This window comes from Paraburkholderia phenoliruptrix (assembly GCF_019511605.1).
Classification (GTDB): domain Bacteria; phylum Pseudomonadota; class Gammaproteobacteria; order Burkholderiales; family Burkholderiaceae; genus Paraburkholderia; species Paraburkholderia phenoliruptrix_A.
On sequence record NZ_JAEUAV010000007.1, the window covers coordinates 123,581 to 148,655 of the forward strand.

Here is a 25,075-nt window from a genome sequence, read left to right on the forward strand (position 1 = left end):
GTAAAGCGCTGCGAAGCGCCCGTCGGGGAGCGCCGCCATCGCGTCAGACGGTTATTTTATAATGGGCGGATTGCCCTTTCCGATTTCTCTCTTTTTCGGCGGATTTTCCGTGAAGTTTTTCACTGATTACACAAACCTTGTCCTGATCGCGATCGTCCTCATCTCCGGTGGATTGCTGCTGTGGCCGAGCATCAGCCGGCGCGGCCGCGGCGGCCTGTCGGCGGCCGAAGCCACGCAGCTGATCAACCGGCGCAACGCGGCCGTCATCGACCTGCGTCCGTCGGCCGACTTCGCCAAGGGGCATTTGCCCGCGGCGCGGCACCTTGAATTCGCCGAGTTGCAAGCAAAGGTTGCGCAACTGGTGAAGAATAAGAACAACCCTGTGCTGCTGGTGTGCCAAACCGGCCAGCAGTCGAACAAGGCAGCGCGTATCGTGCAGGACGCGGGATATGCGGAAGTCCACGTTCTGGAAGGCGGCGTAGACGCCTGGCAGAAAGCCGGCATGCCGGTTGTGAAACAAGGAGTAGCCAAGTGAACAAAGTGATCATGTACAGCACGCAGGTGTGCCCGTATTGCCAGATGGCCGAACGTCTTTTAAAGTCGCGCGGCGTCGAGAATATCGAAAAAGTACTGATCGACAAGGACCCGGCCCGTCGTGAGGAAATGATGACCAGGACCGGTCGTCGCACGGTGCCGCAGGTGTTCATCGGCGAGAAGCATGTTGGCGGTTATGACGATCTGTCCGCGCTCGACCGCGCGGGCGGTCTGACGCCTCTGCTCGAAACCGCCTGAACGCACGCGCCTTTGCGCGCGTGTACGGGCGGGTGAAACACAAGCCGGCGCAACGCCGCTCTTCAACAGGGCGGGCGGCGCGCCGCAACGATCCGGCGGCCACGGTAACGCGTGGGCTGCCGCTACGCACATCTATCAGGGAACCACACAATCATGTCCGACGAGAATAACCAGCCGTTCTTCAACATCCAGCGCATCTACTTAAAGGACATGTCGCTCGAGCAGCCCAATTCGCCGGCAATTTTCCTCGAGCAGGACATGCCGTCGGTCGAAGTGGAAGTCGACGTGAAGGCAGAGCGCCTCGCAGAAAGCGTGTTCGAGATCCTCGTGACCGGCACGGTGACGGCCAAGGTGTCGGACAAGGTTGCGTTCCTGATCGAAGCAAAACAGGCCGGCATTTTTGACATTCGTAACATTCCTGCTGAGCAGATAGATCCGCTCGTCGGCATTGCGTGCCCGACCATCCTGTTTCCGTACCTGCGCTCGAATATCGCAGACGCCATCACGCGCGCCGGCTTCCCGCCGATCCACCTCGCCGAGATCAACTTCCAGGCGCTCTACGAGCAACGCCTCGCGCAGATGAGCGGCCAGGACGGCGCGGCGCAAAACGGTGTCACGCATTAAGTGTCCCAGGCAGTGCCGGCTATGAAGGTTGCTGTTCTCGGAGCCGGCGCATGGGGCACGGCCCTCGCCGGCCATCTGGCCGTTCGGCATGACACGGTGTTGTGGGCTCGTGAGCCCGCGCTGGTTGCCGAGCTGTCCGCTTCGCACGAAAACGCCCGCTACCTGGCGGGCGTTGCTTTGCCGGCCACGCTTCGCTATGAAGCGGACCTGGGCGCGGCGCTAGACCACGCGCTCGCCGACGATGCGTTGTGCGTCGTCGCTACGCCGGTGGCCGGACTGCGCAGTCTCATCCAGTCCATGCGCGCCGCCGGCAAAGTGCCGGCGCATGTCGTGTGGCTTTGCAAAGGCTTCGAAGCGGACTCGCAGCTATTGCCGCATCAGGTGGTCGCGGCGGAACTGCCGCAGCACGGCAGCAATGGCGTGCTGTCGGGGCCGAGTTTTGCGCGCGAAGTGGGGCAGGGCTTGCCGGTTGCGTTGACTATCGCCAGTGCTTCGGCAGCCTGCCGCGAGCGCACGGTGGCCGCATTCCATCACGGCGCGATGCGCATCTACACAGGCGACGACGTGATCGGCGTGGAAGTGGGCGGCGCGGTAAAGAACGTGCTGGCCATTGCCACGGGTATTGCGGACGGCCTCGGTCTCGGGCTGAACGCCCGCGCCGCGTTGATTACGCGTGGCCTCGCTGAAATGTCGCGCCTTGGCGTAACGTTGGGCGGACGCGCGGAGACGTTCACGGGTTTGACCGGGCTCGGCGACCTGATTCTGACCGCGACGGGCGACCTGTCGCGCAATCGCACGGTTGGCTTGCAGCTTGCCGCAGGCCGTTCGCTCGCCGATATTCTAGGTGGTCTGGGGCACGTGGCCGAGGGCGTGCGTTGCGCGCAGGCGGTGCTGGCTATTGCGCGCGCACATTCGATCGAAATGCCGATCACCCAGGCCGTGTGTGCCGTGCTGTTCGACGGCGTGGCGCCTCGCGACGCCGTCAGCGCCCTGCTGCGGCGCGATTCCAAGGCTGAATGATCCGGCCGCACCTGCTGCTCGAGTTCTGCCAATCAGCCGTTCAGCGCGTAAAACGCTGAACGGCTGCGTGCGCTCGCTGTCCATTGCATATTGATGCTTCGGACCAGCGAGGTTCCCATGCTCAGTATCGATCGTTGCACGCTGGAAGCACGCGTTGCCGACATCACGACGCTTGATGTGGATGCCATCGTCAACGCGGCCAATAGCTCGCTGCTGGGCGGCGGCGGCGTGGACGGCGCGATTCATCGCGCCGCCGGCAAAGAGTTGCTGCGCGAATGCGAAACGCTCGGCGGTTGTGCGACCGGCGACGCCAAGCTTACGCGCGGCCACGGCTTACCCGCGCGCTATGTGATTCACGCGGTCGGTCCTGTGTGGCGAGGCGGTACGCATGGCGAGCCGGATCTGCTGGCCTCGTGCTACCAGCGCTCGCTCGAAGTGGCGCGCGAGGCGAATTGCGCGAGCATTGCGTTCCCCGCCATTAGTTGCGGCATCTACCGCTTTCCTGCGGATCAGGCGGTTCGCATTGCGGTGGAAACGGTGCTTGAAAATCTGCCGCGCATGACGCAGCTCGAAAACGTGATCTTCGCCTGTTTCGACCATGCGATGTTCGAGCGCTACGCGGCTGAGTTGAAAGGCCGTCAGGCGCCGCCTTCGAAGCCGGTCTGACGCCATGCTTCGAACACCACGATGGCAACCGTGTTGGACAGATTGAGGCTTCGGTTGCCAGGACGCATGGGCAGGCGCACACGCTGCTCGCCTGTGAACTGGTCCAGCACCGCGTCGGGCAGGCCGCGCGTTTCCGCGCCGAAAACGAACCAGTCACCCGGCTTGAAGGCATGCTCGTGAAAGCGGCCGGAGCCGCGTGTGGTGAACGCAAACATGCGCGACGCATCCGGCGATTCCTTCGCGATAAACGCGGCCCAGTTGGCGTGCACATTCATTTGCGCATACTCGTGATAGTCGAGGCCCGCGCGGCGCAGCTTGGCGTCCTCGAGCGGAAAACCGAGCGGCTCGATCAGATGCAGGCGCGCACCCGTGTTGGCGCACAGGCGGATAACGTTGCCGGTATTCGGCGGAATTTCCGGTTCGACAAGAACGACATTGAACATAAGGTGACCAGGTAAAGGCTAGTTTTTCGGTGTACGCAGCGCGACGAAGTTCGTGACCCGCCGCGCGCCGGCCGCCTTCAACGTACGAGCGAGCGCTTCGAGCGTGGCGCCGGTCGTCATGACGTCGTCGACAATGCCGACGTGCAGCCTCTCGACATTTCTCGTCAGCTGGAACGCGCGCCCCACGTTCATTCGGCGCGCGTCCAGGTCGAGCCACGACTGCGGCGCCGTCTCGATTACCCGGCGCAGCAACGTTGCGTTGGCGGGCACGCGCAACGCGCGCGCCAGCGGTCTGGCGATCTGCCATGCCTGGTTGTAGCCGCGCTCGATCAGGCGCTGTCTCGCGAGCGGCACCGGCGCGATCACGTCCGGACAGTCGGACGGATCTTGCCAGGCGTCTTGCGCAAGACGCGCGAGGCGCCGCGCGAACTCCCCCGCAAGCATGAGCTGCGCGCGAAACTTCAGGCCGACCGCGAGCGCGTCGAGCGGCGCACGGTAGTCGGCCAGCGCGAAGGTTGCGTCGAACGGCGGCATCTCGCTGCTGCAGTCTCCACAACGATAAGACGTTCGGCGTCCTCGAAACGTGACAGGCAGTGGAACCGCGCACACGCGGCAACGCAGGGCGCCGTCATTCCAATAGGATTCGTCGCAAAAGGCGCACAGTGGCCTATGCGACAAATTGCCGCATAACGCGCAGGCGTTAGGCAGCAGCGCCTGCATCGCATGCGGCCACGCCAGCGCGAAGCCGTTGGCGAATCGTGCGAAGCGGCTTCGAAAAGACCAGGAAGAGTCTCGGAATGGCATGCGTTGACGGCGGCAAAGGCCTGTTGCGCTGAATCGGCGGAAGCGAACGAGTATACTTCGGGCTCTACGCCAGTACGACACCCATGTCCCCAACGCCCCCTCAATCTGGCCGTCCGGCCTACGACTCCCGGCGCCTGCGGCAGATTTTCGACCGCCGTGCAGCGAATTTCGACGACGTCGCGTTCCTGCCGCGCGAAATCGCGCAGCGCATGCGCGAGCGGCTCGAGTACATCAAGGTTGCGCCGGCGAGCGTGCTCGACGCCGGTTGCGGCGCAGGCGAAGACATACCTGCACTGCGCGAGCGTTTTCCAGAGGCGCCGGTATTCGGCACGGATCTGTCGCGCGGCATGCTCGAGCGCGCGCGTCATCACGATTCCGGCGACACCAGCTGGCGGCGCTTCCTGCCCGCCACGCTCGGCAAAGCGCTGGGCGCGCGCGGTCCGCGCTTCGCACAAGCCGACTTTGCCGCGCTGCCTTTCGCACCCGGCGCGTTCGACTTCATCTGGTCCAATCTCGCGCTTCACTGGCATTCCCGGCCCGACCTCGTATTTCCGGAGTGGCAGCGCGTGCTGAAGGTAAACGGGCTGCTGATGTTCAGCACGCTCGGCCCGGACACGCTGAAGGAGTTGCGCGGCGCCTACGCGGAAGTCGAAGCGGCGCACGGCGTGAGCTCGCGCAAGCACGTGATCGACTTCGTCGACATGCATGATCTTGGCGACATGCTGGTTGAAAGCGGGTTTGAAATTCCGGTGATGGACCAGGAAACCATCACAATCACCTATAAGTCGCCCGAGTCGCTGCTTGCGGACGTGCGCCGTTGGGGCGCGTATCCGTTCGAGCGCGAAGCTCTCGCGGGCACGGCGGCACGCCGGTTGCACGAGGCGTTGCTGGCGGCGCTCGAAGCGCGCCGCCGCCCCGACGGCACGATCGCGCTGACTTTCGAGGTGATCTACGGGCATGCATGGAAGGCCGTGCCGCGCACGACGGCGGAGGGGCATGGCATCGTGCGCATCGAGGACATTGGACGAGGGTCGTCGAGGAATCGCTGAAACGGTAAAGAGGGCAACTGTTATGTCTGGAATTACCGTTTCCGGACACCTGCAAAAGGTGCGGCAAAACGGCGCGGAGGCTTGTCGGGCCTGGCTTGTGAGGCAGTCGGGGCTTGCTTGTGGATGCTATGGATCGCGCCTATAATGCGTCAGTTTGTCGCCCGGAGTTCCCACATTTGGGGCGGCAGGCCCGAGGCAAAGCGCCGCAAGACGAGTGGGTCAGGTACGGCTCAGGCGGCAGCAATACGAGGCTGCGTTCGGGCAATCGCAGGCGGCCTTTGGGGCGATCGGCGGGAGGCAGCGATGGAAGCATCTGATCTGCTGGCGGATTCAGAACCGGTCCTCAAGGACTGGACGATGAAGCGCAACTGTTCCATGTCGCCGCGGCAGTTCATATGTTTCTACGTGTCGCTTGCGTTGTTCTCGTTGGCAATTGCTTTCATGCTGGTTCTGGTCGGCGCCTGGCTGGTGTTGCCGTTCACCGGAATCGAATTGCTGGCGGTGGGCGTCGCGTTCGCCATTTACGCGCGCCATGCTGTCGATTACGAACGCATCCGGCTGTTTCCCAACCGGCTCGTAGTCGAACAGGTGAGCGCGGAGCAGGTCACGCAGTTCGAGTTCAATCCGCGCTGGGTGCGGATCGAGGCTGGCGCAACACCGCGCGATCAGATCAGGCTGGTTTCGCGCGGCGAGACGATCATGATCGGGCAGCACCTCGCGCAGCACCGGCGCGCGCAGTTCGCCGGCGAATTGCGCATGTGGCTCGCACGCTGCTAGACGCGCGCCGGCATGCACGGTTCACGTCAGCAGGTTAACGGGGTTGGCAGGTCAGCGGCGGGCCAGCGGGGTCGAGGGTTTGAATGGAAATTTTGGGTAAGGAAGCTATGAAAACAATCAAGCGAGCGCTCATGGGCGTGCTGGCGATGAGCGGACTGCTTTTCGCCGGTGCCGCCCTGGCAGTGGGCGATGTTCCGGGCGGCCCCGCCGTCAACGAGATCAATCTCCAGCCGCCCGCGACGAAAATCGCTGAGGAGCTCTACAGCCTCCACACGTTGATGCTGATCCTGTGCACGGTGATTTTCGTCGGCGTGTTCGCTGTGATGTTCTATTCGATCTTTGCTCACCGCAAATCGAAAGGTCACAAGGCTTCGAATTTCCACGAAAGCACCACCGTCGAAATCATCTGGACGATCGTGCCGTTCATCATCGTCGTGTTGATGGCGCTGCCCGCCACCAAGACGGTCGTCGCAATGAAGGACACGACCAACGCCGACGTCACCATCAAGGTCACCGGCTACCAGTGGAAGTGGGGCTACGACTACGTGAAGGGGCCGGGCGAGGGCATCAGCTTCCTCTCCACGCTGGCCACGCCGCGTGCCGAAACCGACGGCCGTCAGCCGATTTCCACTACGTATCTGCAGGAAGTCGACAATCCGCTCGTCGTGCCGGTCGGCAAGAAAATCCGCATCATCACCACTGCGAACGACGTGGTCCACTCCTGGTACGTGCCGGCCTTCGGCGTGAAGCAGGACGCGATTCCGGGCTTCGTGCGCGACACGTGGTTCAAGGCCGAAAAGGTGGGCACGTTCCGCGGCTTCTGTACCGAACTGTGCGGCAAGGAACACGCGTTCATGCCGGTCGTGGTCGAAGTGCTTTCCACGGACGACTACGCGAAGTGGGTCGACGCGCAGAAGAAGAAAATGGCCGCGGGCCAGGACGATCCGAACAAGACCTATACGATGGCCGAGCTGATGGAGCGCGGGGGCAAGGTCTACGCGGCGAACTGCGCGGTCTGCCACCAGCCCACGGGTAAGGGCGCCGGCGCGTTTCCCGCACTGGACGGCAGCAAGGTCGCCAACGGTGCGATCGCCGAGCACGTCAGCATCGTGCTGAAGGGCAAGAATGCGATGCCTTCCTGGGCGCCTACGTTGAACGACGTCGAAATTGCTTCGGTCGTCACGTTCGAGCGCAATTCGTGGGGCAACCACACGGGCGATATTCTCCAGCCGAAGCAGGTCGCCGACGCACGAAACGGCAAGCTGCCTGAAGGCGGCAACCATCTGGCAGACGCGGGTGCGGCGGCAAGCGGCGCCGAAGCTGCGTCGGGTGCGTCAGCGGGTGCGGCGGGTTCTGAAGCGGCGGGTGCGCAAGCGGCCGCGGCAGGCTCGGAGAGCGCGGGCGCAACGCAAGCGGCGCTGCCGGCAAGCGTCTACTTCGACACCGGCAAGAGCACGCTGCCGGCAGATGCGAAAGCGGCGGTCGAAGCGGCTGCGGCGTACGCGAAAGCGCATCCGGACGCGAAGTTCACGCTGTCGGGCTTCACCGACGCCACCGGTTCCGCCGACACCAACGCGAAACTCGCGAAGAGCCGCGCGGAAGCCGTGCGCGACGCGTTGAAAGCAGCCGGCATCGCCGAAGACCATATCATTTTGAAAAAGCCGGAAACGATCACGGGCGGCAGCGACGCAAAAGAAGCTCGCCGTGTGCAGATCAACGCGGCTGCCAGCCCGGCTGCCTGACGTGTCATGGTCAGCACCGCAGTATTCGCTTTAGGAGATTGTCATGTCTAGCATCGGACACGATGTAGTCGCGGGCCACGAGCACGTGCACGGCGACCATGCCCACGAAACGCCGCATGGCTGGCGTCGTTGGCTGTTCGCAACCAATCACAAGGACATCGGTACGCTGTATCTGATCTTCTCGTTCACCATGTTCCTCTCCGGAGGCGTGATGGCGCTGATGATCCGTGCCGAACTGTTCGAGCCGGGGCTGCAGATCATGCGTCCCGAGTTCTTCAACCAGTTGACCACCATGCATGGCCTCATCATGGTGTTCGGCGCGATCATGCCGGCCTTCGTCGGCTTCGCGAACTGGATGGTGCCGCTGCAGATCGGCGCATCGGACATGGCATTTGCCCGTATGAACAACTTCAGCTTCTGGCTTCTGCCGGTGGCGGCTGTTCTGCTGGTCGGCTCGTTCTTCTCGCCGGGCGGCGCGACCGCCGCAGGCTGGACGTTGTACGCGCCGCTCTCCACGCAAATGGGCCCGGGCATGGACTTCGCGATTTTCGCAGTCCACCTGATGGGTGCCTCGTCGATCATGGGCGGGATCAACATCGTCGTGACGATCCTGAACATGCGCGCGCCGGGCCTCACGCTCATGAAGATGCCGATGTTCGTCTGGACGTGGCTGATCACCGCGTACCTGCTGATCGCCGTGATGCCGGTTCTGGCGGGCGCGATCACCATGGTGCTGTTCGATCGCCACTTCGGCACGTCGTTCTTCAACGCGGCGGGCGGCGGCGACCCGGTCATGTACCAGCACATCTTCTGGTTCTTCGGGCACCCTGAGGTGTACATCATGATCTTGCCGGCGTTCGGAATCGTTTCGCAGGTGATTCCGGCGTTCTCGCGCAAGCCGCTTTTCGGCTATAGCTCGATGGTGTACGCAACGTCGTCGATCGCGATTCTGTCGTTCATGGTCTGGGCGCACCACATGTTCGCCACCGGCATGCCGGTCACGGGCCAACTGTTCTTCATGTACGCAACCATGCTGATCGCCGTGCCGACGGGCGTTAAGGTGTTCAACTGGGTCGCTACGATGTGGCGCGGTTCGCTCTCGTTCGAAACGCCGATGCTGTTCGCGGTGGGCTTCCTGATTGTGTTCACGTTCGGCGGCCTGTCGGGTCTGATGCTCGCCATGGCGCCGCTCGACATCCAGTATCACGGTACTTACTTCGTGGTGGCGCACTTCCACTACGTGCTGGTGGCCGGGTCGCTGTTCGCACTGTTCGCCGGCTGGTATTACTGGGCGCCGAAGTGGACCGGCTGGATGTACAACGAAACGCGCGGCAAGATCCACTTCTGGGCGTCGCTGTTCTTCTTCAACCTGGCGTTCCTGCCGATGCACTTCGTCGGTCTGGCAGGCATGCCGCGTCGCTATGCCGATTACCCGGCCCAGTTCACGGACTGGAACCAGGTGATCACGATCGGCGCGTTTGGCTTCGGTCTCGCGCAGGTTTACTTCCTGTTCGCGGTCGCACTGCCCGCCTATCGCGGCGGTGGCGATCACGAAAAGGCTGGCGACAAGCCGTGGGATGGCGCAACGGGCCTCGAATGGACCGTCCCGAGCCCGGCTCCGTTCCACACGTTTGAAAACCCGCCGACCGTCGAGTAATCGGCGTCGGCGAGGCGCCTGGTTGCGGAGCGGCGGTCGTGCCGCTCCGAGCCGGATAGCCGCGATGGCGGCAGCGGTAAGCGCAGCGATTATGCAGCAACGGCAACAGTAAACGCAGCAGCAAGCAGCAAGCAGCAAGCAGCAAGCAGCAAGCAGCAAGCGCCGCATTGATCGTCGCGGTAATCAGTACAGCACCGGTCGCCGGAACAAGCGTAGTAAAACGGTATTCAGAAACGTGAGCATGACGCGCAATCCACAGGAAAGACGTACCCCGGAGCAGATTCGCGCGGGCAACAGGCGGTTAGGTCTTGTGCTGCTTGCCATCGCGGCGGTCTTTTTCGCCGCTGTCATCGTCAATCAAGGCTGGTTTTCCTGACCAAAGCGGGTAAGCCTCGTTTGCAGGTTTGTTGAGGATTGAGATGTCGACGCAGCCGCCGGCTCAGGCCGATCGCTCTTTTAACCGTTCCATGCTGATCAAGCTGTTCGTGGTCGCGTTGATGATGTTCGGTTTCGGATTCGCGTTGGTGCCCATGTACCGCGCGATCTGTCAGATCACCGGTATCAACAACCTCGTGCAGCGCGACGCGACTGCGCGTGAGGCGAAGAATACGCAGGTCGACATGAGCCGCACGATTTCGATCGAACTCGATGCGAACGCGCGCGGCCCGCTGGGTTTCAAGCCGGAGCAGCACAGTCTGGACGTGCATCCGGGCGAAGTGACGACGGTGATGTACGAGGTGAGCAACGAACAGGCGCGCACGATTCAGGCGCAAGCCATTCCGAGCTACGCGCCGAAGCAGGCGACCGAGTACTTCAAGAAAATTGAGTGTTTCTGCTTTACGCAGCAGACGTTGAAGGCGAATGAGACGAGGCGTATGCCGGTTGTGTTCGTCGTCGATCCGAAGCTGCCGAAGGACGTCCAGACGATCACGCTGTCGTACACGTTCTTCGAGTTGAACACGCCGGCAACGGCAAAGGTCGGCAGCGCGGCGCTTCCGGCCAGGACGGCGGCAACGACCGCGAATCCCGCCTGAGGGCCAAAGCCCCGGCGAAGGAAGACAACAATGAGTGATAACAGCGGTGGCCCGCGCAAGAGCAGCTTTGGCCAGTCGATGCGGGCGGTGTTCTGGTCGTTCTTCGGAGTGCGCAAGCGGCGCGACCTCGAAAGCGACGCCACGCAGCTGAACCCGCTGCATGTGATTGTCGCCGCGCTGATCAGCACGGCCATTTTCATCGGCGTGCTGATTCTGGTGGTGCGTGCGGTGGTCGGCCACGGCGGCTGACGGGGTGCAGCCACACGGCAATGCAGGACCGGGCGCAGCGCGCCCACGAATTAGAGTGAAGCGGTGCGGTACAGACGCGCCGTCGAAGAAGCAGCCGGAGCTTCCGGAACAACTGGACTGAAGTGGAGAATCAAGAATGAGCGGTCAAAACGAGAGCCCGTACTATTTCGTACCGCATCCGTCGCGGCATCCGATCAGCGCCGCCGTCGGCTTGCTGATCATGCTCGGATCGCTGGCGGCCTGGATCAACGAACATGAACTGGCGCCGATCGGCGTTGTGGTCGGTCTGTTGTGGCTGCTCTTTACGTTGTGGCACTGGTTCGGCGACGCAATTGCCGAGTCCGAAGGCGGCATGTACGGCAAGAACGTCGACAAGTCGTACCGCTGGAGCATGAGCTGGTTCATCTTCTCCGAAGTCATGTTCTTCGGCGCTTTCTTTGGCGCGCTGTTCTACGCACGCGCCATCGCGCTGCATGAACTTGCAAGCCTCGATTACAAGCTGATCTGGCCGGATTTCTCGGCAGTGTGGCCGAACAACGGACCGGCGTCGCTCGTGTCCACCTTCAAGTCCATGACGCCTTGGCCCGTGCCGACCATCAACACGGCGTTGCTGCTGTCGTCGGGCGCCACGCTGACGGTGTCGCACCACGCGCTGCGTGAAAATCATCGCAGGAAGGCGATCATCTGGCTGGCCGCTACGCTCGTGCTTGGCGTTTGCTTCCTGTTCCTGCAAGGGTTCGAATATTTCCACGCGTACAACGAACTGAACCTGACGCTGGCTTCGGGCGTGTACGGCTCGACGTTCTTCCTGCTGACCGGTTTCCACGGTTTCCACGTGTTCCTCGGCGGCACGATGCTGGCGGTGGTGCTGGTGCGAATGATCCGCGGTCACTTCACGGCGGACCACCACTTCGCGTTCGAAGGCGCAGCTTGGTACTGGCACTTCGTGGACGTGGTGTGGCTCGGACTGTACGTCGTCGTGTACTGGCTGTGAGACTTGCTGTAGGACTGGCTGGCCCGCGCAGGGCCGGGCCCGCTCACGCGGACCACCGTGCGCGGCCTGTGGCGTAGTATGTCTCGGGCTGCACCGCGAATGCGGCCTATCCGGGAAACGCCGCCGCTGCCAGGCACAGCGACTAGTGCGCGAAACGCGCCCACAGCAGGTGAGAAGAATGAATGCAGCGCCGCCCTCGACCCTGTCAGGGCGGCTTTTTGTTTAAAGCCGGGCTTTAAATCTGCGGTTCAAGGCAGCGACTCAGGGCAGCGGAGCATTGCCCCAGGCTCAGCGCCCGTACGGAATACCGGTCGAGTGAATCCAGCCCATCCAGTAGGCGAACAGGATGAAGAGGAACAGCGAGATCGACAGTCCGACTCGCGTGGCGAGCGACCAGACCATCCGCTTGGTTTTGCCCTTGTCATGCATCATGAAGTACAACGCCGACACCATGCTGGCGATGATCAGTGCAAAGGCAATGGGAACGAGAATGTGCATGGAAGCTGCTGGAACGGAAAAGCGCGTAGGCAAGATAGTCATTATCTCACCGCGCGCAGGCGTTTGCCCGGCGTTCGTCGCGACGCTGCGCGCGGGCCTGGAGCGTGATCGATGAAATTCCGGCTCATTCCCGCATTGTTGATTCTGCTCGTGGTCGCGCTGACCGTGCGGCTCGGTTTCTGGCAGCGCGAGCGCGCGCAGCAGAAAGAAGCGCTCGAGGCGCGCATCACACAGTTCGAGAACGCGCCCGCTCAAGCCGTGACCGGTGCCCCGGTGGCGCTGAAAGACATCGAATTTCACCGTGTGAAGGCGCGCGGTACTTTCGTCGCGGACAAGGTCGTCTATCTCGACAATCGTCCGTATAACGATCAGCCGGGCTTTTACGTCGTCATGCCGTTTAAACTCGCCGATGGCGGGTACGTGCTCGTCAATCGCGGCTGGCTGCCGCGCAACATGAACAATCGCGAGACGATCGCCCCGTACGCGACGCCTTCGGGCGAGATCGAAATAGAGGGCATCGCGCGCGCGGATGCTTCGCGCGCTTACGAACTCGGGCAGGGCGGATCGGCCGCACATCAGTTGATCCGGCAGAATCTCGACGTTGCCGCTTACGCCGCTGAGACCGGGCTGCCGCTGCAGCCGTTCGTTATCCAGCAATTGAGCGACGACGGCGACAGGCTCGTGCGCGACTGGCCCGCTCCTGCAAGCGGCGTGGAGCGCAATTACGGCTACATGTTCCAGTGGTGGGGCATGGCGGCTGCAGCGCTGGTATTCGGTCTGTACGCCGCGCGCCGCGCGGCCCGCAAAGAGCACGCGCCCGGTGTCTGATGCAGCGCGCGCTGCGCGGCCCCAGGCGGCCCCACGCGGGTGGACGCCAACCGCACAATCATTGAAAGAGGTCATGTAGTGTCTACGCAATCTCCCCGTTCGCCGCAATCCGGCAAGCCCGCCGCCACGACATCCGCCGCGCCCGCGGCGGCGAGGCCGATGCCAGGCCAACCGAACGGCGGCGGCTCGTGGCAGCGGGGGCGGTGGATGCTGCTGCTGGTTGCGATTGTCTGCGGCGCGCCGATCGCCATCTCGTACTTCATGTACTACGTGGTCAAGCCGACGGGCGGCACCACGAGCTACGGCACGCTCGTCGAACCGCAACGGCCGATTCCCGAATCGCTCGTCGTCACCGGTGAAGACGGCAAGCCGGCGAAGCTCGCGTCGCTGCGCGGCCGCTGGCTGCTGATCTCCGTCGACAACAGCGCCTGCGACAAAGCGTGCGCCACGAAGCTCTACTTCATGCGGCAAATCCGCGCGGCCCAGGGCCCGGAACGCGAGCGCGTCGTGGAAGTGTGGCTGCGCACGGACGCGGGCAACGTGGCGGACGTGATACAAAGGGCCTACCCCGACACCAATATGCTGATTGCTGATCTGGCGCAGGTATCGGCGTGGCTGCCGGTCGACAAGGGCACCAAAGTCTCGGACCATATCTATATGGTCGATCCGAACGGCAATCTGATGATGCGTTTCCCGAAAGATCCGAACCCGAGCAAGATCAAAGGCGACGTGACCAAGCTGCTGAAGTGGTCGCGCATCGGCTGATGCCGCAACAAGGGTAATCAAGATGTTCGTACTGCAATTGGGCCTGATTGGCTTGTGTATCGCGTTGCTGCCGCTGTCCTACGTATGGGTGAAGGCGGACGACAACAAATTCCGCAAGCTTGTCTGGCTCACCACTTTCCTCACGCTCGACCTCGTGATGTTCGGCGGCTTCACGCGTCTCACGGATTCCGGGCTTGGCTGCCCGGACTGGCCCGGTTGCTACGGCACGTCGTCGCCGTTCATTGCGCATGCTGCGATCACCGCCGCGCATCAGGCCATGCCCACCGGCCCTGTCAGCATGACGAAGGCCTGGATCGAAATGATCCACCGCTACTTCGCGATGGCAATCGGGGTGCTGATCATCGCGCAGACAATCATTGCGTGGGTCGCGCGCATCAAGCGTCGCCCGTTGCACGTGTCGCCCTGGTGGCCGACTTCGTTGCTGCTGCTTATTCTCGTGCAAGGCGCATTCGGCGCGTGGACAGTGACCATGAAGCTGCAGCCAATCATCGTGACCACGCACTTGCTGCTCGGTCTCGCGCTGCTTGGCACGCTCGGCTGGCTCGCGGCGCGGCAAACGCCGCTGCCCGCCTACGAGCCGGAGGCAGGCCGGTGGCGCGCCGCGGCGCTTGCGGGTCTCGTGCTGCTGATCGCGCAAATCGCGCTGGGCGGCTGGGTCAGCACGAACTATGCGGTACTCGCGTGTACGGACTTCCCGACCTGCAACGGCCAATGGGTCCCGCCCATGGACTTTGCGCACGGCTTCCACCTGTGGCGCGCACTCGGCATGACCGGCGACGGCGACATCATCACGCAGGACGCGTTGGTCGCGATCCACTGGACGCATCGTACGTTCGCGTTCGTGGTGATTGCTTATCTCGTGTGGTTCGCCTTGAAACTGCGTCGTTTCGAGTCGCTGCGTCGTCCGGCGGACGGCGTCTTGCTGGTGGTGCTGCTTCAGTTCGTCACCGGTTTGTCGAACATCGTCCTGCAATGGCCGTTGCCTATTGCGGTAGCTCATAACGGCGGCGCAGCGGTCCTGTTGCTGCTACTCGTTATGTTAAACTTTCGAATCGCTTATAGCCGTCCCGGCCGCGCCGTGTTACCCGCGCGCGATGCCGCGCCAGCGTGACTCCACATGGACAGCACAACACTCTCCCAAACGCCCGGCAGCCGGATGTCCCAGTACATCGCACTGACCAAGCCGCGCGTCACGCAACTCGCGGTGTTCTGCGCGGTGATCGGCATGTTTCTGTCGACGCCCGGCATGGTGCCGTGGACCGTTCTGATCGGCGGCACCGTCGGCATCTGGCTGCTGGCCGGCGCCGCGTTTGCCATCAACTGCCTTGTCGAACAGAAGATCGACGCGAAGATGCGGCGCACGTCGTGGCGTCCGTCGGCGCGCGGCGAAATCACCACTGCGCAGATTCTGCTGTTTTCGGCCGTGCTCGGCGGCCTCGGCATGTGGACGCTCTACACGTTCGCAAATCCGCTCACCATGTGGCTCACGCTTGCCACCTTCGTCGGCTATGCGGTCATCTACACTCTGCTGCTCAAGCCCGCCACGCCGCAGAACATCGTGATCGGCGGTGCGTCGGGCGCCATGCCTCCGGCGCTTGGCTGGGCCGCCGTGACCGGCCACGTGCCGGGCGACGCGTGGATTCTCGTGCTGATCATTTTCGTGTGGACGCCGCCGCACTTCTGGGCGCTCGCGCTGTATCGTCGCAAAGACTATGAAGACGCCGGCCTGCCCATGCTGCCGAACACGCACGGCGAGAAGTACACGCGTCTGCATATCCTGCTTTACACGGTGATTCTCTTCGCCGTCACGATGATGCCGTTCATCTCCGGCATGAGCGGGGTGGTGTACCTTGCTGCGGCTGTCCTGCTGGGCGCGGTGTTTCTCGCCTATGCGTGGAAGATCTACCTCGAGTATTCGGACGATCTGGCGCGCCGCACCTTCCGTTATTCGATCGTGTATCTGTCGCTGCTGTTTGCGGCGCTGCTGGTCGACCACTATGTGCGCGTTCTGATCGGCACGTAATCGCTATGCTCCATACCCGCTTCGCGCGCGCGGCGCGTGCTGCCGTGATTGCCTGCGCGCTCGGCGGCGCGTTGTTCATCGCCGGTTGCGGAAAACAGCAGCCGGCGTTCCAGAACCTCGACATTACCGGCAACACGCAGTTCGGCAGCAATTTCTCGCTGCCGGATACGTCGGGCAAGATTCGCTCAATGGCGGACTACAAGGGCAAGGTAGTCGTGCTGTTCTTCGGCTATACGCATTGCCCGGACGTGTGTCCGACCACCATGGCAGAACTCTCGCAAGCGCTGCAGCAACTGGGCCCTGAAGATGCCAAGCGCGTGCAGGTGCTGTTCGTCACCGTCGATCCCGAACGCGATACCGCCGCACTGCTTGCGCAATATGTGCCGGCGTTCAATCCGACCTTCGTCGGCCTGCGGCCCGCAGACGATGCACAGGTCAAGAAGGTGACGAAAGACTTCCGCATCTACTACGCGAAGGTGCCGGGCAAGACGCCTGACAGCTACACGATGGACCACACCGCAGCGAGCTATGTGTTCGACACCGACGGCAAGCTGCGCCTCTTCGCGCGCGACGGCCAGGGCGCCGCGCCCTGGGTGCACGACATCAAGCTGCTGCTCGACTGACGCGCGTTCAATCGCAGCCGGCAGGGCTGCGTTCCTACGGCACAACGCCTGCATTGGCGTGCCATAAAAACGGTGCGAAAACCGCACGCGGTCGCGTGGGAGTCGGCCGTCAGTGGGCCCTCAGTGGGTCCTCAGTGGGTCCTCAGTCGCGCCTGAGTCGGCCCTCAGTCGCCCCTCAGTTGCCCCTCAGTCGCTTCTGAATCACACGCCCGCTCAGGACCTCAAGCCGGTATCGGCAGATTCAAGCCCGGCGCGAGCCGCGTGGTCTTGAACTCCGTCACTTCATAGCGCGCGAGCTTCTGCACGGCGAACGGATCGGTCGCGAGAATCGCGTCGAGTCTGTCGCGCTCGATGCGCACGGCGAGAATGATGCCGCCGTCGCGCGGCACTTTCGGGCCGGCGGCAACGAACACACCGTCCTCGAACTGCTTTGCGACGAACGCGCGATGCGCTTCGAGCGCGTCGTCGATCCGCTCGAGCGGCGCGGTGTAGATCAGATTGATGACATACATGAATGGGCGTCCTCGCACGCAAATGAACATGCCGCGGAACTCGCGGCAACCTCTGCAATTATCGGCCACTGCGCGGCGCTTTCGCCAGCGCGCATTGCATACACATATGAGATCGCGGTATTTCCCATCTTGCGCAGCATATGAGACGATTTACGGTCCAGCCGGCGGCGCGCCTTCATTTGTGCGGCACATCGGTGTCGTGAGCAGCGGCGTTCGGCTATCACCCGCATCCGTCTTCCGATGGATCCGTTTAGAAACAGCGAGAATTACATGCAGCGCAGAAACATCCTCAAAGCCCTCTCCGCAGTGATCGCCGGCGCGGCGATCGTCACCAGCTTCGGCGCTCATGCCGACGAGAAAGCCATCAAGGTCGGCACGATCAGCGGCCCGGATGCGCAGATCTGGGAAGTGGTCACGAAAGTGGCAAAGCGCGAAGGCTTGAACGTGAAGGTGGTGGAATTCAACGACTACGTGCAGCCGAACGCCGCGCTCGACGCAGGCGATCTCGACGCCAACAGCTTCCAGCATCAGCCGTATCTCGACAGCCAGATCAAGCAGCGCGGCTACAAGATTGTCAGCGCGGGGCTCACGTACATTTCGCCGCTCGGCATCTATTCGAAGAAGCTGAAGTCGGTGAAGGACTTGCCGCAAGGCGCGAAGGTGGCGGTGCCGAACGACCCGTCGAACGAGAATCGCGCGCTGCTGCTTCTGCAAGCGCAGGGCGTCATCAAGCTGAAGGCCGGTGCGGGCACGAACGGCAATAACGCAACGGCGCTCGACGTGGCCGAGAATTCGAAGAAGATCAAGCTGGTCGAACTGGACGCAGCACAGTTGCCGCGCTCGCTCGCTGATGTGGACGCAGCCGCAATCAACACCAACTTCGCGCTGGCTGCCGGCCTGCAGCCGACCAAAGATGCGATCGCACTCGAGGACATTCACAGCCCTTACGCGAACCTGATTGCGGTGCGCGCGCAGGACAAGGACAAGCCGTGGGTGAAGAAGCTGGTTGCCGCGTATCAGTCGGAGGACGTGCGCCAGTTCATCAAGACGCAGTTCAAGGGTTCGGTGGTGCCGTCGTTCTGAGGCCGCGGCCTACAAGGCCAGCTCCCAGCGCTCGATCATCAGGTCCTTGCCGAAGCGGCGCTCAGGCGCCGCGCTGACGAGCTTGAAACCGGCGCGCTTGCACAGGCGCCGCGCTTCTACCAAAGTGCTGGCCGTGGTCAGAGTCAACTTCTTATAGCCCGCGCGCTGCGCAAAGCGCGTTGCTTCCGCCATTATCCGCGTGCCGATGCCGCGGCGCTGCACATCCGGCTCGACCCACAGGAGCCGCAAGCCTGCCACTGTCGTCGATACCGCGACGACGCACACCGCTCCAGCCACCGTGCCGTGCTGATCCGCGATCACGCAGAATTCGCGCACCGTATCGTTGCGCTGCGTGTAGTCGGCGATCACGCGCGCGAGCAGCCCCTCGAACGACTTGTCCCACCCATACTGGGCGGCAAACCACTGCGCCTGCCGATGCACAAGCCAGGCGCATTCGCCCGGGCGCGGCGCGCGCAGTTCCACGGCGTCCGCTCGCGGTTTGTCGCCGAGCAGCCTTTCGACGAGGTTCATCGCGCCAATCAGCTGCTCCTGCGATGCTTCGCTGAGTTTGCCGAGCAACGCCAGCACTTCCTGATTCGCGGCGGCGTCTAGCGGCGCGTAGGCTGCGTGGCCGTTATCCGTGAGTGCGATCAGCGATTGGCGCGCGTCCGTCTCGGAGGGCCGGCGCGTGATCAGATCGCGTCGCTCGAAATTGGTCAGCAAGCGGCTCAGATAGCCGCTGTCCAATCCCAGTGCACGGCCGAGCACCGACGCTGTCTGCGCGCGGCCGCGCGAGAGCTCGTGCAGCACACGCACCTCGGTCAACGAGAACGAACTCTGTGCCAGGTGCTCGTGCAGCGCGCCGATAAGCCGCGTGTAAAAGCGATTGAAGCGGCGGACTGCCTGTGCCCGCTGCAGCGCCTCGGAATCGGTCAAAGGCTGATCTCCGGTGTTTTTATGTATGCGCCTATCACTATATTGGAACGCGCACTTAGAAACAAAAGACGCGCCGCCGTTGGGCCGCGTTCACCGCTGAAGGAGTTGTCAGCACACAGACCCGGCAGACGCGTGGAACTGGTCTGCAATTGGCGACATGCGTTCCACATGCGGTCTCGAATACGGGTAAATCCTGGGCTTTGCACGTGCCGTCGCCGCTGCCCCTCACCGCCTCGAAACGTATACGCGGCAAGGCTTTGAGCTCGCCGGGACAGCATATGACCAGTTTGTTGACTGGTATTATTGTGGTTATATAATGGGCTCTCATTTTCGAAGGCCGAATCCTTTCGGCGTCGCCCGGAGCGCCATGGAAACTCGCTGGTCCGCACTCATGCCTGACGCTCGCAACGTCACGCCGCTGTATCTGCAGCTTGCGCGCAATCTGGCGACGGCAATTCATTGCGGCGTGTGGTCGGCGGGCGAGGCGCTGCCTTCGGAGCGCACGCTGTCCGATGCGATCGGCGTGTCGCGCATCACCGCGCGCAAGGCGATCGAACTGCTGGTCGAGCAAGGCTTGATCAGGCGTGCGCGCGGCGCTGGCAGCTTCATCACGCCGCGCGTTGAAGACCCGCTGTCGCGGCTTACCGGCTTCACCAAGAAGATGCAGCAACGCGGCTTCCGGCCGGACTCGGTGTGGCTCGAGCGCGACATCCGCGCAGCGAGGCGCGACGAACTCGTGCATCTCGGCCTGTCGCCGGGCGCCGCGGTGGCAAGCCTGCGCAGGCTGCGTCGCGCGGACGGCATCGTGATGGCGGTCGAACATTCGGCGTTGCCGGTCGCCGTTGTTCCCGATCCGCTTGCCATCGGCGTGTCGCTCTACAGCTATCTGGAACAGCGCGGCGCGGCCGTCGTGCGCGCATTGCAGCACTTTCGCGCGGTCAACGCCTCGAGCGAGATCGCTTCACTAATGGATATCGAACCCCGTTCAGCGCTACTGGTCATCACTCGTATCGGCTATAGCGCCGATCAGCGCGCCATCGAGTTGACGGACACCTATTGCCGCGACGACTACTACGACTTCGTCGCTGAATTGCGCACCTGAGCCGCGTCCCGGTGCGCCGCGCGAGACGCGCGGGTTGCGCTGACCCCGCGGGCCCTGTCGAGCGCAATTCAGCCTCGCCCTGTATCACGCCTTGCAAGAGAGACTCATGCTGACCGGAAACATACTCACCACCGACGGGTGGATTCACGGCACGCTCGAATTCGAAAACGGCCGCATTACGGCGCTCACCGGCGAGCGCCTCGATCCCGCGACGAACGACGCGCCGTACATCCTGCCGGGCTTCATCGACCTGCACGTGCACGGCGGCGGCGGCTCCGACGTAATGGAGGCGGGCGACGCAATCGAGACCATCACCCGCACGCACGCACGCTACGGCACGACGAGCCTGCTCGCAACCACCATGACCGCACCGCGCGACGAACTGATGAGCGTGGTGGCCGGTCTCGGCGACGTCGCGCGCAGGCGCACGCCGGGCGGCTCGCGCGTGCTCGGCGTGCATCTGGAAGGACCGTACATCAACCCCGGCAAGCTCGGCGCGCAGCCCGACGCGGCGGTCTCCGCGGTGATGGACGAGGTGCTCAAGTATCTGTCCATCGCGCCGATTCGTGTGGTGACGCTCGCGCCGGAGATCGCGGGTCACATGGACATCATTTCGGAAATGGCGGCGCGCGGCGTGCGCGTGCAGCTCGGCCACTCGCTCGGCACGTACGACGACGCCGTCGCCGCGCTCAAGCACGGCGCGTGCGGCTTTACGCATCTGTTCAACGCGATGTCGCCGCTGCATCACCGCAATCCCGGCCTCGTGGGCGCTGCGCTTGCGCACGCGGAGTTCGCCGAAATCATTCCCGATCTGCTGCACGTCCATCCGGGCGCGATCCGCGCCGCGTTGCGCGCGATTCCGCGCCTGTATGTGGTGACGGACAGCACGTCGGCGACCGGCATGCCCGACGGCGAATACCGCCTCGGCAGCCAACACGTGACGAAGTGTCTCGGCGGCGTGCGTCTAGCCGACGGCACGCTCGCCGGCAGCACCCTGACGATGGATCAGGCGCTGCGCAATCTGGTGTCGATCGGTCTGCCGATCGCCGATGTATCAAACCGTTTGTCGCGCTATGCCGCCGACTACCTCGGCATCGAAGACCGTGGCCGTATTGCGCGTGGCGCGTGGGCCGACGTCGTCGTGTTCGATCGTGAGCTGGCGCTTTGCGCGACCTACGTCGAAGGAGAAGCAATTGTCGAACATGCTTAAAGAGGCGCTCGCGTCCGCTGAAACGGTCGCCGCGCAACTCAAGGACACCTCACGCGTCGAGGCGCTGGCCGCCCGGCTTGCCGAGAAGCCGCGCCACGTCGCGCTGACAGTCGCGCGCGGCAGCTCGGACCACGCGGCGAGTTACTTCGCATCCCTGACGATGAGCCGCATCGGCGTGCCCGTCGCCTCTTTGCCGATGTCGGTCGCGACGTTGCAGCAGGCGCCGCTCCAGGTGCGCGACCAACTCGCGCTGGCTTTCTCGCAGTCGGGCAAGAGTCCCGACCTGGTCGGCACGATGCAGGCGCTGCGCGCGGCGGGCGCGCTGACCGTGGCCGCGGTCAATGCACGGGTCTCGCCCCTCGCGGACGCCTGCGAATGGCATCTGCCGCTCGTCGCCGGTCCGGAACTGAGCGTCGCGGCGACCAAAAGCTATATCGCGATGCTTTCCATTTCCGCGCAACTGGTCGCGCACTGGCAGCACGACGCGGCGCTGCTCGGCGCGTTGAACACGCTGCCAGACGCGCTGCAGGCAGCGGGCGCGCTCGACTGGTCGCAGGCCGTGGAGCAACTGCGCGGCGTCGAACGCATGATCGTGATCGGGCGCGGTCTCGGTCTTGCCATTGCGCAGGAAGCTGCGTTGAAGCTGAAGGAAACCTCCGGCATTCAGGCCGAAGCGTTTTCGAGCGCGGAAGTGCGCCACGGTCCGATGGAACTGATCGATCGCGACTATCCGCTCTTTGTTTTCGCGCCGCGCGGACCCGAGCAGGCGGGCCTGCTGCAACTCGCGCGCGACATGCAGGCGCGCGGCGCCCGCGTGCTGCTCGCGGCTCCGGCGGATATCGGCGAGGCCACGCTGCCGCTGGCCACCACAGCTCATGCGGCGCTCGACCCGATCGCCGCCATCCAGTCCTTTTACGTGATGGCCGCGGGCCTCGCGGCCGCGCGCGGGCGCAATCCCGACGCGCCGCGCCATCTCAACAAAGTCACCGAAACTCACTGACGAGAAATCAGATGCGACGTGTCGAGGAGTCCCGCTTGATGAGCCATTCTCAAGGCCATATTGTTTTGCTCGCGCCGCTGACCGGTCCGGTCGTGCCGCTTGCGAACGTGCCCGATCCGGTGTTTTCGGGCGGCATGTTCGGCGACGGCATCGGCGTCGATCCGCTGGAGGGACGGCTCGTCGCACCGTGCGACGCAACCGTCACCCATCTCGCGCGCACCGGCCATGCGGTGACGCTCGCCACCGCTGAAGGCGCGGAGATTCTGCTGCACATCGGTATCGACACGGTGGAGCTGAACGGCAAGGGCTTTGCGCCGATGGTCGAGCAGGGCGCGCAGGTGCGTGCCGGCGACGTGCTGATCGAGTTCGACCAGGATCAGGTGGCGCTGCGTGCGCCGAGCCTCGTTTCGGTGATCGCGATTGCCAATTCCGAGGCATTCGAGATTGTCGAGCGCGCGCAGGGCGGCATGGTGAAAGCGGGCGAAACGCTGTTGTTGCGGCTGCGTGCCCGCGACGGCGCGGCGGCCGCGGCATCGCGCGAGTTGAGCGCGACGAGCGTCACCGAAGAAGCGCGCGCCCAGGTCACCCTGGTGCACGCAGGCGGCCTGCATGCGCGGCCGGCGGCGCGCGCGCGCGAAGCGGCGCGGGGCTTCAACGCACGTGTCGAAGTGCGTTATGACGGACGCAAGGCGCCCATCGAAAGCGTGGTCGGCCTGCTTGGGCTTGGCGCGGGCCAAGGGGCGACGGTCGAGTTGCTCGGCGTCGGTCCTCAAGCCAAAGCAGCGGTCGACGCGATCGCGCACGAACTGACGCGCGAAGCGCTCGGCGAAGTCGAAGAAAAGCCGGCGCGGCAGAGTTCTCCCGCGCCGCAAACCACTGCCCCGGCCGCCGACGGCGGCGCGGCGCTTGCGTCGCACACGCTCGCGGGTGTGTGCGCAGCGCCTGGCGTCGCGGTGGGCAAGCTGGTGCGCTGGGACGACGCGGACCTCGATCCGCCCGAACAGGCGAACGGCACCTCGGCGGCGGAAAGCCGCTTGCTCGACAACGCGATTGCCAGCGTGGACGCCGATCTCGGCACCACGGTGCGCGACGCGTCGCAACGCGGCGCGGTCGGCGAGGCGGGCATTTTCGCCGTGCATCGCGTGTTGCTCGAAGATCCTACGCTGCTCGACGCGGCGCGCGACCTGATCAGCCTCGGCAAGAGCGCGGGCTTCGCGTGGCGCGAAGCGATCCGCGCACAGACAGGCATCCTAAGCAAGATGGAAGACGCGTTGCTCGCCGAACGTGCCGCCGATCTACGCGACATCGAAAAGCGTGTGCTGCGCGCGTTGGGTTATACCAACGCCGCCGGGCGCACGCTGCCGGACGAGGCGGTGCTCGCCGCGGACGAATTCACGCCGTCCGATCTGTCGACGCTCGACCGTTCGCGCGTCACCGCGCTTGTCATGGCGCGCGGCGGCGCGACCTCGCATGCGGCGATCCTCGCGCGCCAGGCGGGCATTCCGGCGCTGGTCGCGGTAGGCGACGCGCTGCATGCGATTCCCGAGGGCACCCAGGTGGTCGTGAACGCGACCACTGGCCGCCTGGAGTTTGCGCCCACCGAACTGGACGTCGAGCGTGCGCGGCTCGAGCGCAGCCGCCTTGCCGGCGTGCGCGAGGCGAACCGCCGCATGTCGCAGCAAGCGGCCGTTACCGCCGATGGCCGCGCGATCGAAGTGGCCGCCAACATCGCGACGCTGGAGGACGCCAACACGGCCGTGGAAAACGGCGCCGATTCCGTCGGCCTGTTGCGCACGGAGTTGCTGTTCATTCATCGCGCGGCTGCGCCGAGCGCGCAAGAGCATCAGCAAAGCTATCAGGCCATTGTCGACGCGTTGAGCGGACGCACCGCGATCATCCGCACGCTGGACGTGGGTGCGGACAAGGAAGTGGATTACCTGACGCTGCCGCCGGAGCCCAACCCCGCGCTCGGCTTGCGCGGCATTCGTCTCGCGCAGGTCCGTCCGGATCTGCTCGACGATCAGCTGCGCGGTCTGCTTGCCGTCAAGCCCTTCGGCGCCGTGCGCATTCTGCTGCCGATGGTGACCGACGTAGGCGAGCTGATCCGCATCCGCAAGCGCATCGACGAATTCGCTCGCGAGCTGGGGCGTGCGGAGCCGATCGAAGTGGGCGTGATGATCGAGGTGCCGTCGGCGGCGTTGCTGGCCGATCAACTGGCGCAACACGCGGACTTCCTCTCCATCGGCACGAACGACCTCACGCAATACACGCTCGCCATGGACCGCTGTCAGGCCGATCTCGCCGCGCAGGCCGACGGTCTGCATCCGGCCGTGCTGCGGCTGATCGCGACGACCGTGCAAGGTGCGAACCGGCACGGCAAATGGGTCGGCGTGTGTGGCGCGCTGGCGGGCGATCCGCTCGCCATGCCGCTTCTCGTCGGCCTCGGCGTAACGGAGCTTTCGGTCGATCCGGTGTCCGTGCCGGGCATCAAGGCGCGCGTGCGCAACCTCGATTATCAACTGTGCCGCCAACGTGCCGAGGACGCGCTGGCGCTGGAATCGGCACAGGCGGTAAGAGCAGTCAGCCGGCAAACCTGGCCGTTGGACTGAACCCCTCGGTCCGG

Annotated in this window: 28 protein-coding genes; 23 read left to right on the top strand and 5 right to left on the bottom strand. The window is 64.0% G+C overall.

The genetic code is table 11. The features are described from left to right. The first annotated feature begins 109 nt into the window (after positions 1–109). The 5 genes from JNB89_RS12250 (at position 110) to JNB89_RS12270 (ending at position 3,102) form a co-directional block, all read left to right on the top strand. Positions 110–535 (top strand): rhodanese-like domain-containing protein, encoded by a 426-nt coding sequence (locus JNB89_RS12250; RefSeq protein ID WP_041728564.1) that lies wholly within the window; start codon positions 110–112, stop codon positions 533–535. Further along, on the top strand, positions 532–792 hold the full coding sequence (grxC, locus tag JNB89_RS12255) for a glutaredoxin 3 (RefSeq protein ID WP_013337911.1): 261 nt from the start codon (positions 532–534) through the stop codon (positions 790–792). Before JNB89_RS12250 ends, grxC begins: the two co-directional genes overlap by 4 nt. A gap of 153 nt (positions 793–945) precedes the next feature. Beyond that, the gene (gene secB / locus JNB89_RS12260; RefSeq protein WP_013337912.1) at positions 946–1,416 is read left to right on the top strand and encodes a protein-export chaperone SecB; all 471 of its coding nucleotides are present in this window, start codon (positions 946–948) and stop codon (positions 1,414–1,416) included. 21 nt (positions 1,417–1,437) lie between these two features. Further along, positions 1,438–2,436 (top strand): NAD(P)H-dependent glycerol-3-phosphate dehydrogenase, encoded by a 999-nt coding sequence (locus JNB89_RS12265; protein ID WP_220362353.1) that lies wholly within the window; start codon positions 1,438–1,440, stop codon positions 2,434–2,436. 117 nt (positions 2,437–2,553) lie between these two features. Further along, positions 2,554–3,102: an O-acetyl-ADP-ribose deacetylase gene (locus tag JNB89_RS12270; protein ID WP_013337914.1), complete on the top strand. Its 549-nt coding sequence runs from the start codon at positions 2,554–2,556 to the stop codon at positions 3,100–3,102. Here the strand turns inward: JNB89_RS12270 and trmL are convergent. After that, positions 3,075–3,545, bottom strand: a complete 471-nt coding sequence (gene trmL, locus JNB89_RS12275; RefSeq protein ID WP_013337915.1) for a tRNA (uridine(34)/cytosine(34)/5-carboxymethylaminomethyluridine(34)-2'-O)-methyltransferase TrmL — start codon at positions 3,543–3,545, stop codon at positions 3,075–3,077. The genes JNB89_RS12270 and trmL overlap by 28 nt on opposite strands. A gap of 18 nt (positions 3,546–3,563) precedes the next feature. Continuing rightward, the gene (locus JNB89_RS12280; protein ID WP_220362354.1) at positions 3,564–4,349 is read right to left on the bottom strand and encodes a ComF family protein; all 786 of its coding nucleotides are present in this window, start codon (positions 4,347–4,349) and stop codon (positions 3,564–3,566) included. An 83-nt stretch (positions 4,350–4,432) separates the two neighbouring features. On the opposite strand from JNB89_RS12280, the gene JNB89_RS12285 reads away from it, so the two are divergent. The 8 genes from JNB89_RS12285 (at position 4,433) to JNB89_RS12320 (ending at position 11,851) form a co-directional block, all read left to right on the top strand. Then, positions 4,433–5,398: a methyltransferase domain-containing protein gene (locus tag JNB89_RS12285; protein WP_220362355.1), complete on the top strand. Its 966-nt coding sequence runs from the start codon at positions 4,433–4,435 to the stop codon at positions 5,396–5,398. Positions 5,399–5,701: 303 nt separating this feature from the next. Next, complete coding sequence (locus tag JNB89_RS12290) at positions 5,702–6,175, top strand: DUF2244 domain-containing protein (protein ID WP_013337918.1); 474 nt, start codon at positions 5,702–5,704, stop codon at positions 6,173–6,175. Positions 6,176–6,258: 83 nt separating this feature from the next. Continuing rightward, complete coding sequence (gene coxB, locus JNB89_RS12295) at positions 6,259–7,917, top strand: cytochrome c oxidase subunit II (RefSeq protein ID WP_220362356.1); 1,659 nt, start codon at positions 6,259–6,261, stop codon at positions 7,915–7,917. Positions 7,918–7,960: 43 nt separating this feature from the next. After that, entirely contained in the window at positions 7,961–9,574 is a 1,614-nt protein-coding gene (ctaD, locus tag JNB89_RS12300; protein ID WP_013337920.1) for a cytochrome c oxidase subunit I, read from the top strand. Positions 9,575–9,815: 241 nt separating this feature from the next. After that, positions 9,816–9,950: a cytochrome oxidase small assembly protein gene (locus tag JNB89_RS12305; RefSeq protein WP_027211530.1), complete on the top strand. Its 135-nt coding sequence runs from the start codon at positions 9,816–9,818 to the stop codon at positions 9,948–9,950. Between the two features lie 43 nt (positions 9,951–9,993). Further along, positions 9,994–10,608, top strand: a complete 615-nt coding sequence (locus JNB89_RS12310) for a cytochrome c oxidase assembly protein (protein ID WP_220362357.1) — start codon at positions 9,994–9,996, stop codon at positions 10,606–10,608. 30 nt (positions 10,609–10,638) lie between these two features. Further along, positions 10,639–10,857: a DUF2970 domain-containing protein gene (locus JNB89_RS12315; RefSeq protein ID WP_013337923.1), complete on the top strand. Its 219-nt coding sequence runs from the start codon at positions 10,639–10,641 to the stop codon at positions 10,855–10,857. A 136-nt stretch (positions 10,858–10,993) separates the two neighbouring features. Then, positions 10,994–11,851: a cytochrome c oxidase subunit 3 gene (locus JNB89_RS12320; protein ID WP_013337924.1), complete on the top strand. Its 858-nt coding sequence runs from the start codon at positions 10,994–10,996 to the stop codon at positions 11,849–11,851. Positions 11,852–12,139: 288 nt separating this feature from the next. Here JNB89_RS12320 and JNB89_RS12325 read toward each other — a convergent pair whose 3' ends face one another. Continuing rightward, on the bottom strand, positions 12,140–12,349 hold the full coding sequence (locus tag JNB89_RS12325) for a twin transmembrane helix small protein (protein ID WP_006048064.1): 210 nt from the start codon (positions 12,347–12,349) through the stop codon (positions 12,140–12,142). Between the two features lie 111 nt (positions 12,350–12,460). Between JNB89_RS12325 and JNB89_RS12330 the strand changes: the two genes are divergently transcribed. From JNB89_RS12330 to JNB89_RS12350, 5 genes are all read left to right on the top strand, one after another. Continuing rightward, on the top strand, positions 12,461–13,177 hold the full coding sequence (locus JNB89_RS12330; protein ID WP_013337925.1) for an SURF1 family protein: 717 nt from the start codon (positions 12,461–12,463) through the stop codon (positions 13,175–13,177). Between the two features lie 78 nt (positions 13,178–13,255). Further along, positions 13,256–13,942, top strand: coding sequence for an SCO family protein (locus tag JNB89_RS12335; RefSeq protein ID WP_220362358.1), 687 nt, complete (start codon positions 13,256–13,258; stop codon positions 13,940–13,942). 22 nt (positions 13,943–13,964) lie between these two features. Next, positions 13,965–15,074, top strand: a complete 1,110-nt coding sequence (locus JNB89_RS12340; protein ID WP_220362359.1) for a COX15/CtaA family protein — start codon at positions 13,965–13,967, stop codon at positions 15,072–15,074. Between the two features lie 6 nt (positions 15,075–15,080). Next, entirely contained in the window at positions 15,081–15,986 is a 906-nt protein-coding gene (cyoE, locus tag JNB89_RS12345; protein WP_220362360.1) for a heme o synthase, read from the top strand. A 5-nt stretch (positions 15,987–15,991) separates the two neighbouring features. Further along, the gene (locus JNB89_RS12350; RefSeq protein WP_220362361.1) at positions 15,992–16,609 is read left to right on the top strand and encodes an SCO family protein; all 618 of its coding nucleotides are present in this window, start codon (positions 15,992–15,994) and stop codon (positions 16,607–16,609) included. Between the two features lie 221 nt (positions 16,610–16,830). On the opposite strand, the gene JNB89_RS12355 is transcribed toward JNB89_RS12350, so the two are convergent. Beyond that, on the bottom strand, positions 16,831–17,121 hold the full coding sequence (locus JNB89_RS12355) for a YciI family protein (protein ID WP_013337930.1): 291 nt from the start codon (positions 17,119–17,121) through the stop codon (positions 16,831–16,833). A gap of 270 nt (positions 17,122–17,391) precedes the next feature. On the opposite strand from JNB89_RS12355, the gene JNB89_RS12360 reads away from it, so the two are divergent. Continuing rightward, on the top strand, positions 17,392–18,204 hold the full coding sequence (locus tag JNB89_RS12360; RefSeq protein WP_220362362.1) for a MetQ/NlpA family ABC transporter substrate-binding protein: 813 nt from the start codon (positions 17,392–17,394) through the stop codon (positions 18,202–18,204). 9 nt (positions 18,205–18,213) lie between these two features. On the opposite strand, the gene JNB89_RS12365 is transcribed toward JNB89_RS12360, so the two are convergent. After that, positions 18,214–19,140: a helix-turn-helix domain-containing GNAT family N-acetyltransferase gene (locus JNB89_RS12365; RefSeq protein ID WP_220362363.1), complete on the bottom strand. Its 927-nt coding sequence runs from the start codon at positions 19,138–19,140 to the stop codon at positions 18,214–18,216. 367 nt (positions 19,141–19,507) lie between these two features. On the opposite strand from JNB89_RS12365, the gene JNB89_RS12370 reads away from it, so the two are divergent. The 4 genes from JNB89_RS12370 to ptsP all read left to right on the top strand — a co-directional run bounded on the left by JNB89_RS12370 (position 19,508) and on the right by ptsP (position 25,061). Next, positions 19,508–20,242 (top strand): GntR family transcriptional regulator, encoded by a 735-nt coding sequence (locus JNB89_RS12370; RefSeq protein ID WP_013337933.1) that lies wholly within the window; start codon positions 19,508–19,510, stop codon positions 20,240–20,242. 106 nt (positions 20,243–20,348) lie between these two features. Beyond that, entirely contained in the window at positions 20,349–21,452 is a 1,104-nt protein-coding gene (gene nagA, locus JNB89_RS12375; RefSeq protein WP_220362364.1) for an N-acetylglucosamine-6-phosphate deacetylase, read from the top strand. After that, a complete protein-coding gene (locus tag JNB89_RS12380) occupies positions 21,445–22,452 on the top strand; it encodes an SIS domain-containing protein (RefSeq protein ID WP_220362410.1) in 1,008 nt (335 codons plus the stop codon). Before nagA ends, JNB89_RS12380 begins: the two co-directional genes overlap by 8 nt. A gap of 38 nt (positions 22,453–22,490) precedes the next feature. Beyond that, on the top strand, positions 22,491–25,061 hold the full coding sequence (gene ptsP, locus JNB89_RS12385) for a phosphoenolpyruvate--protein phosphotransferase (RefSeq protein WP_220362365.1): 2,571 nt from the start codon (positions 22,491–22,493) through the stop codon (positions 25,059–25,061). Positions 25,062–25,075: the final 14 nt, after the last annotated feature.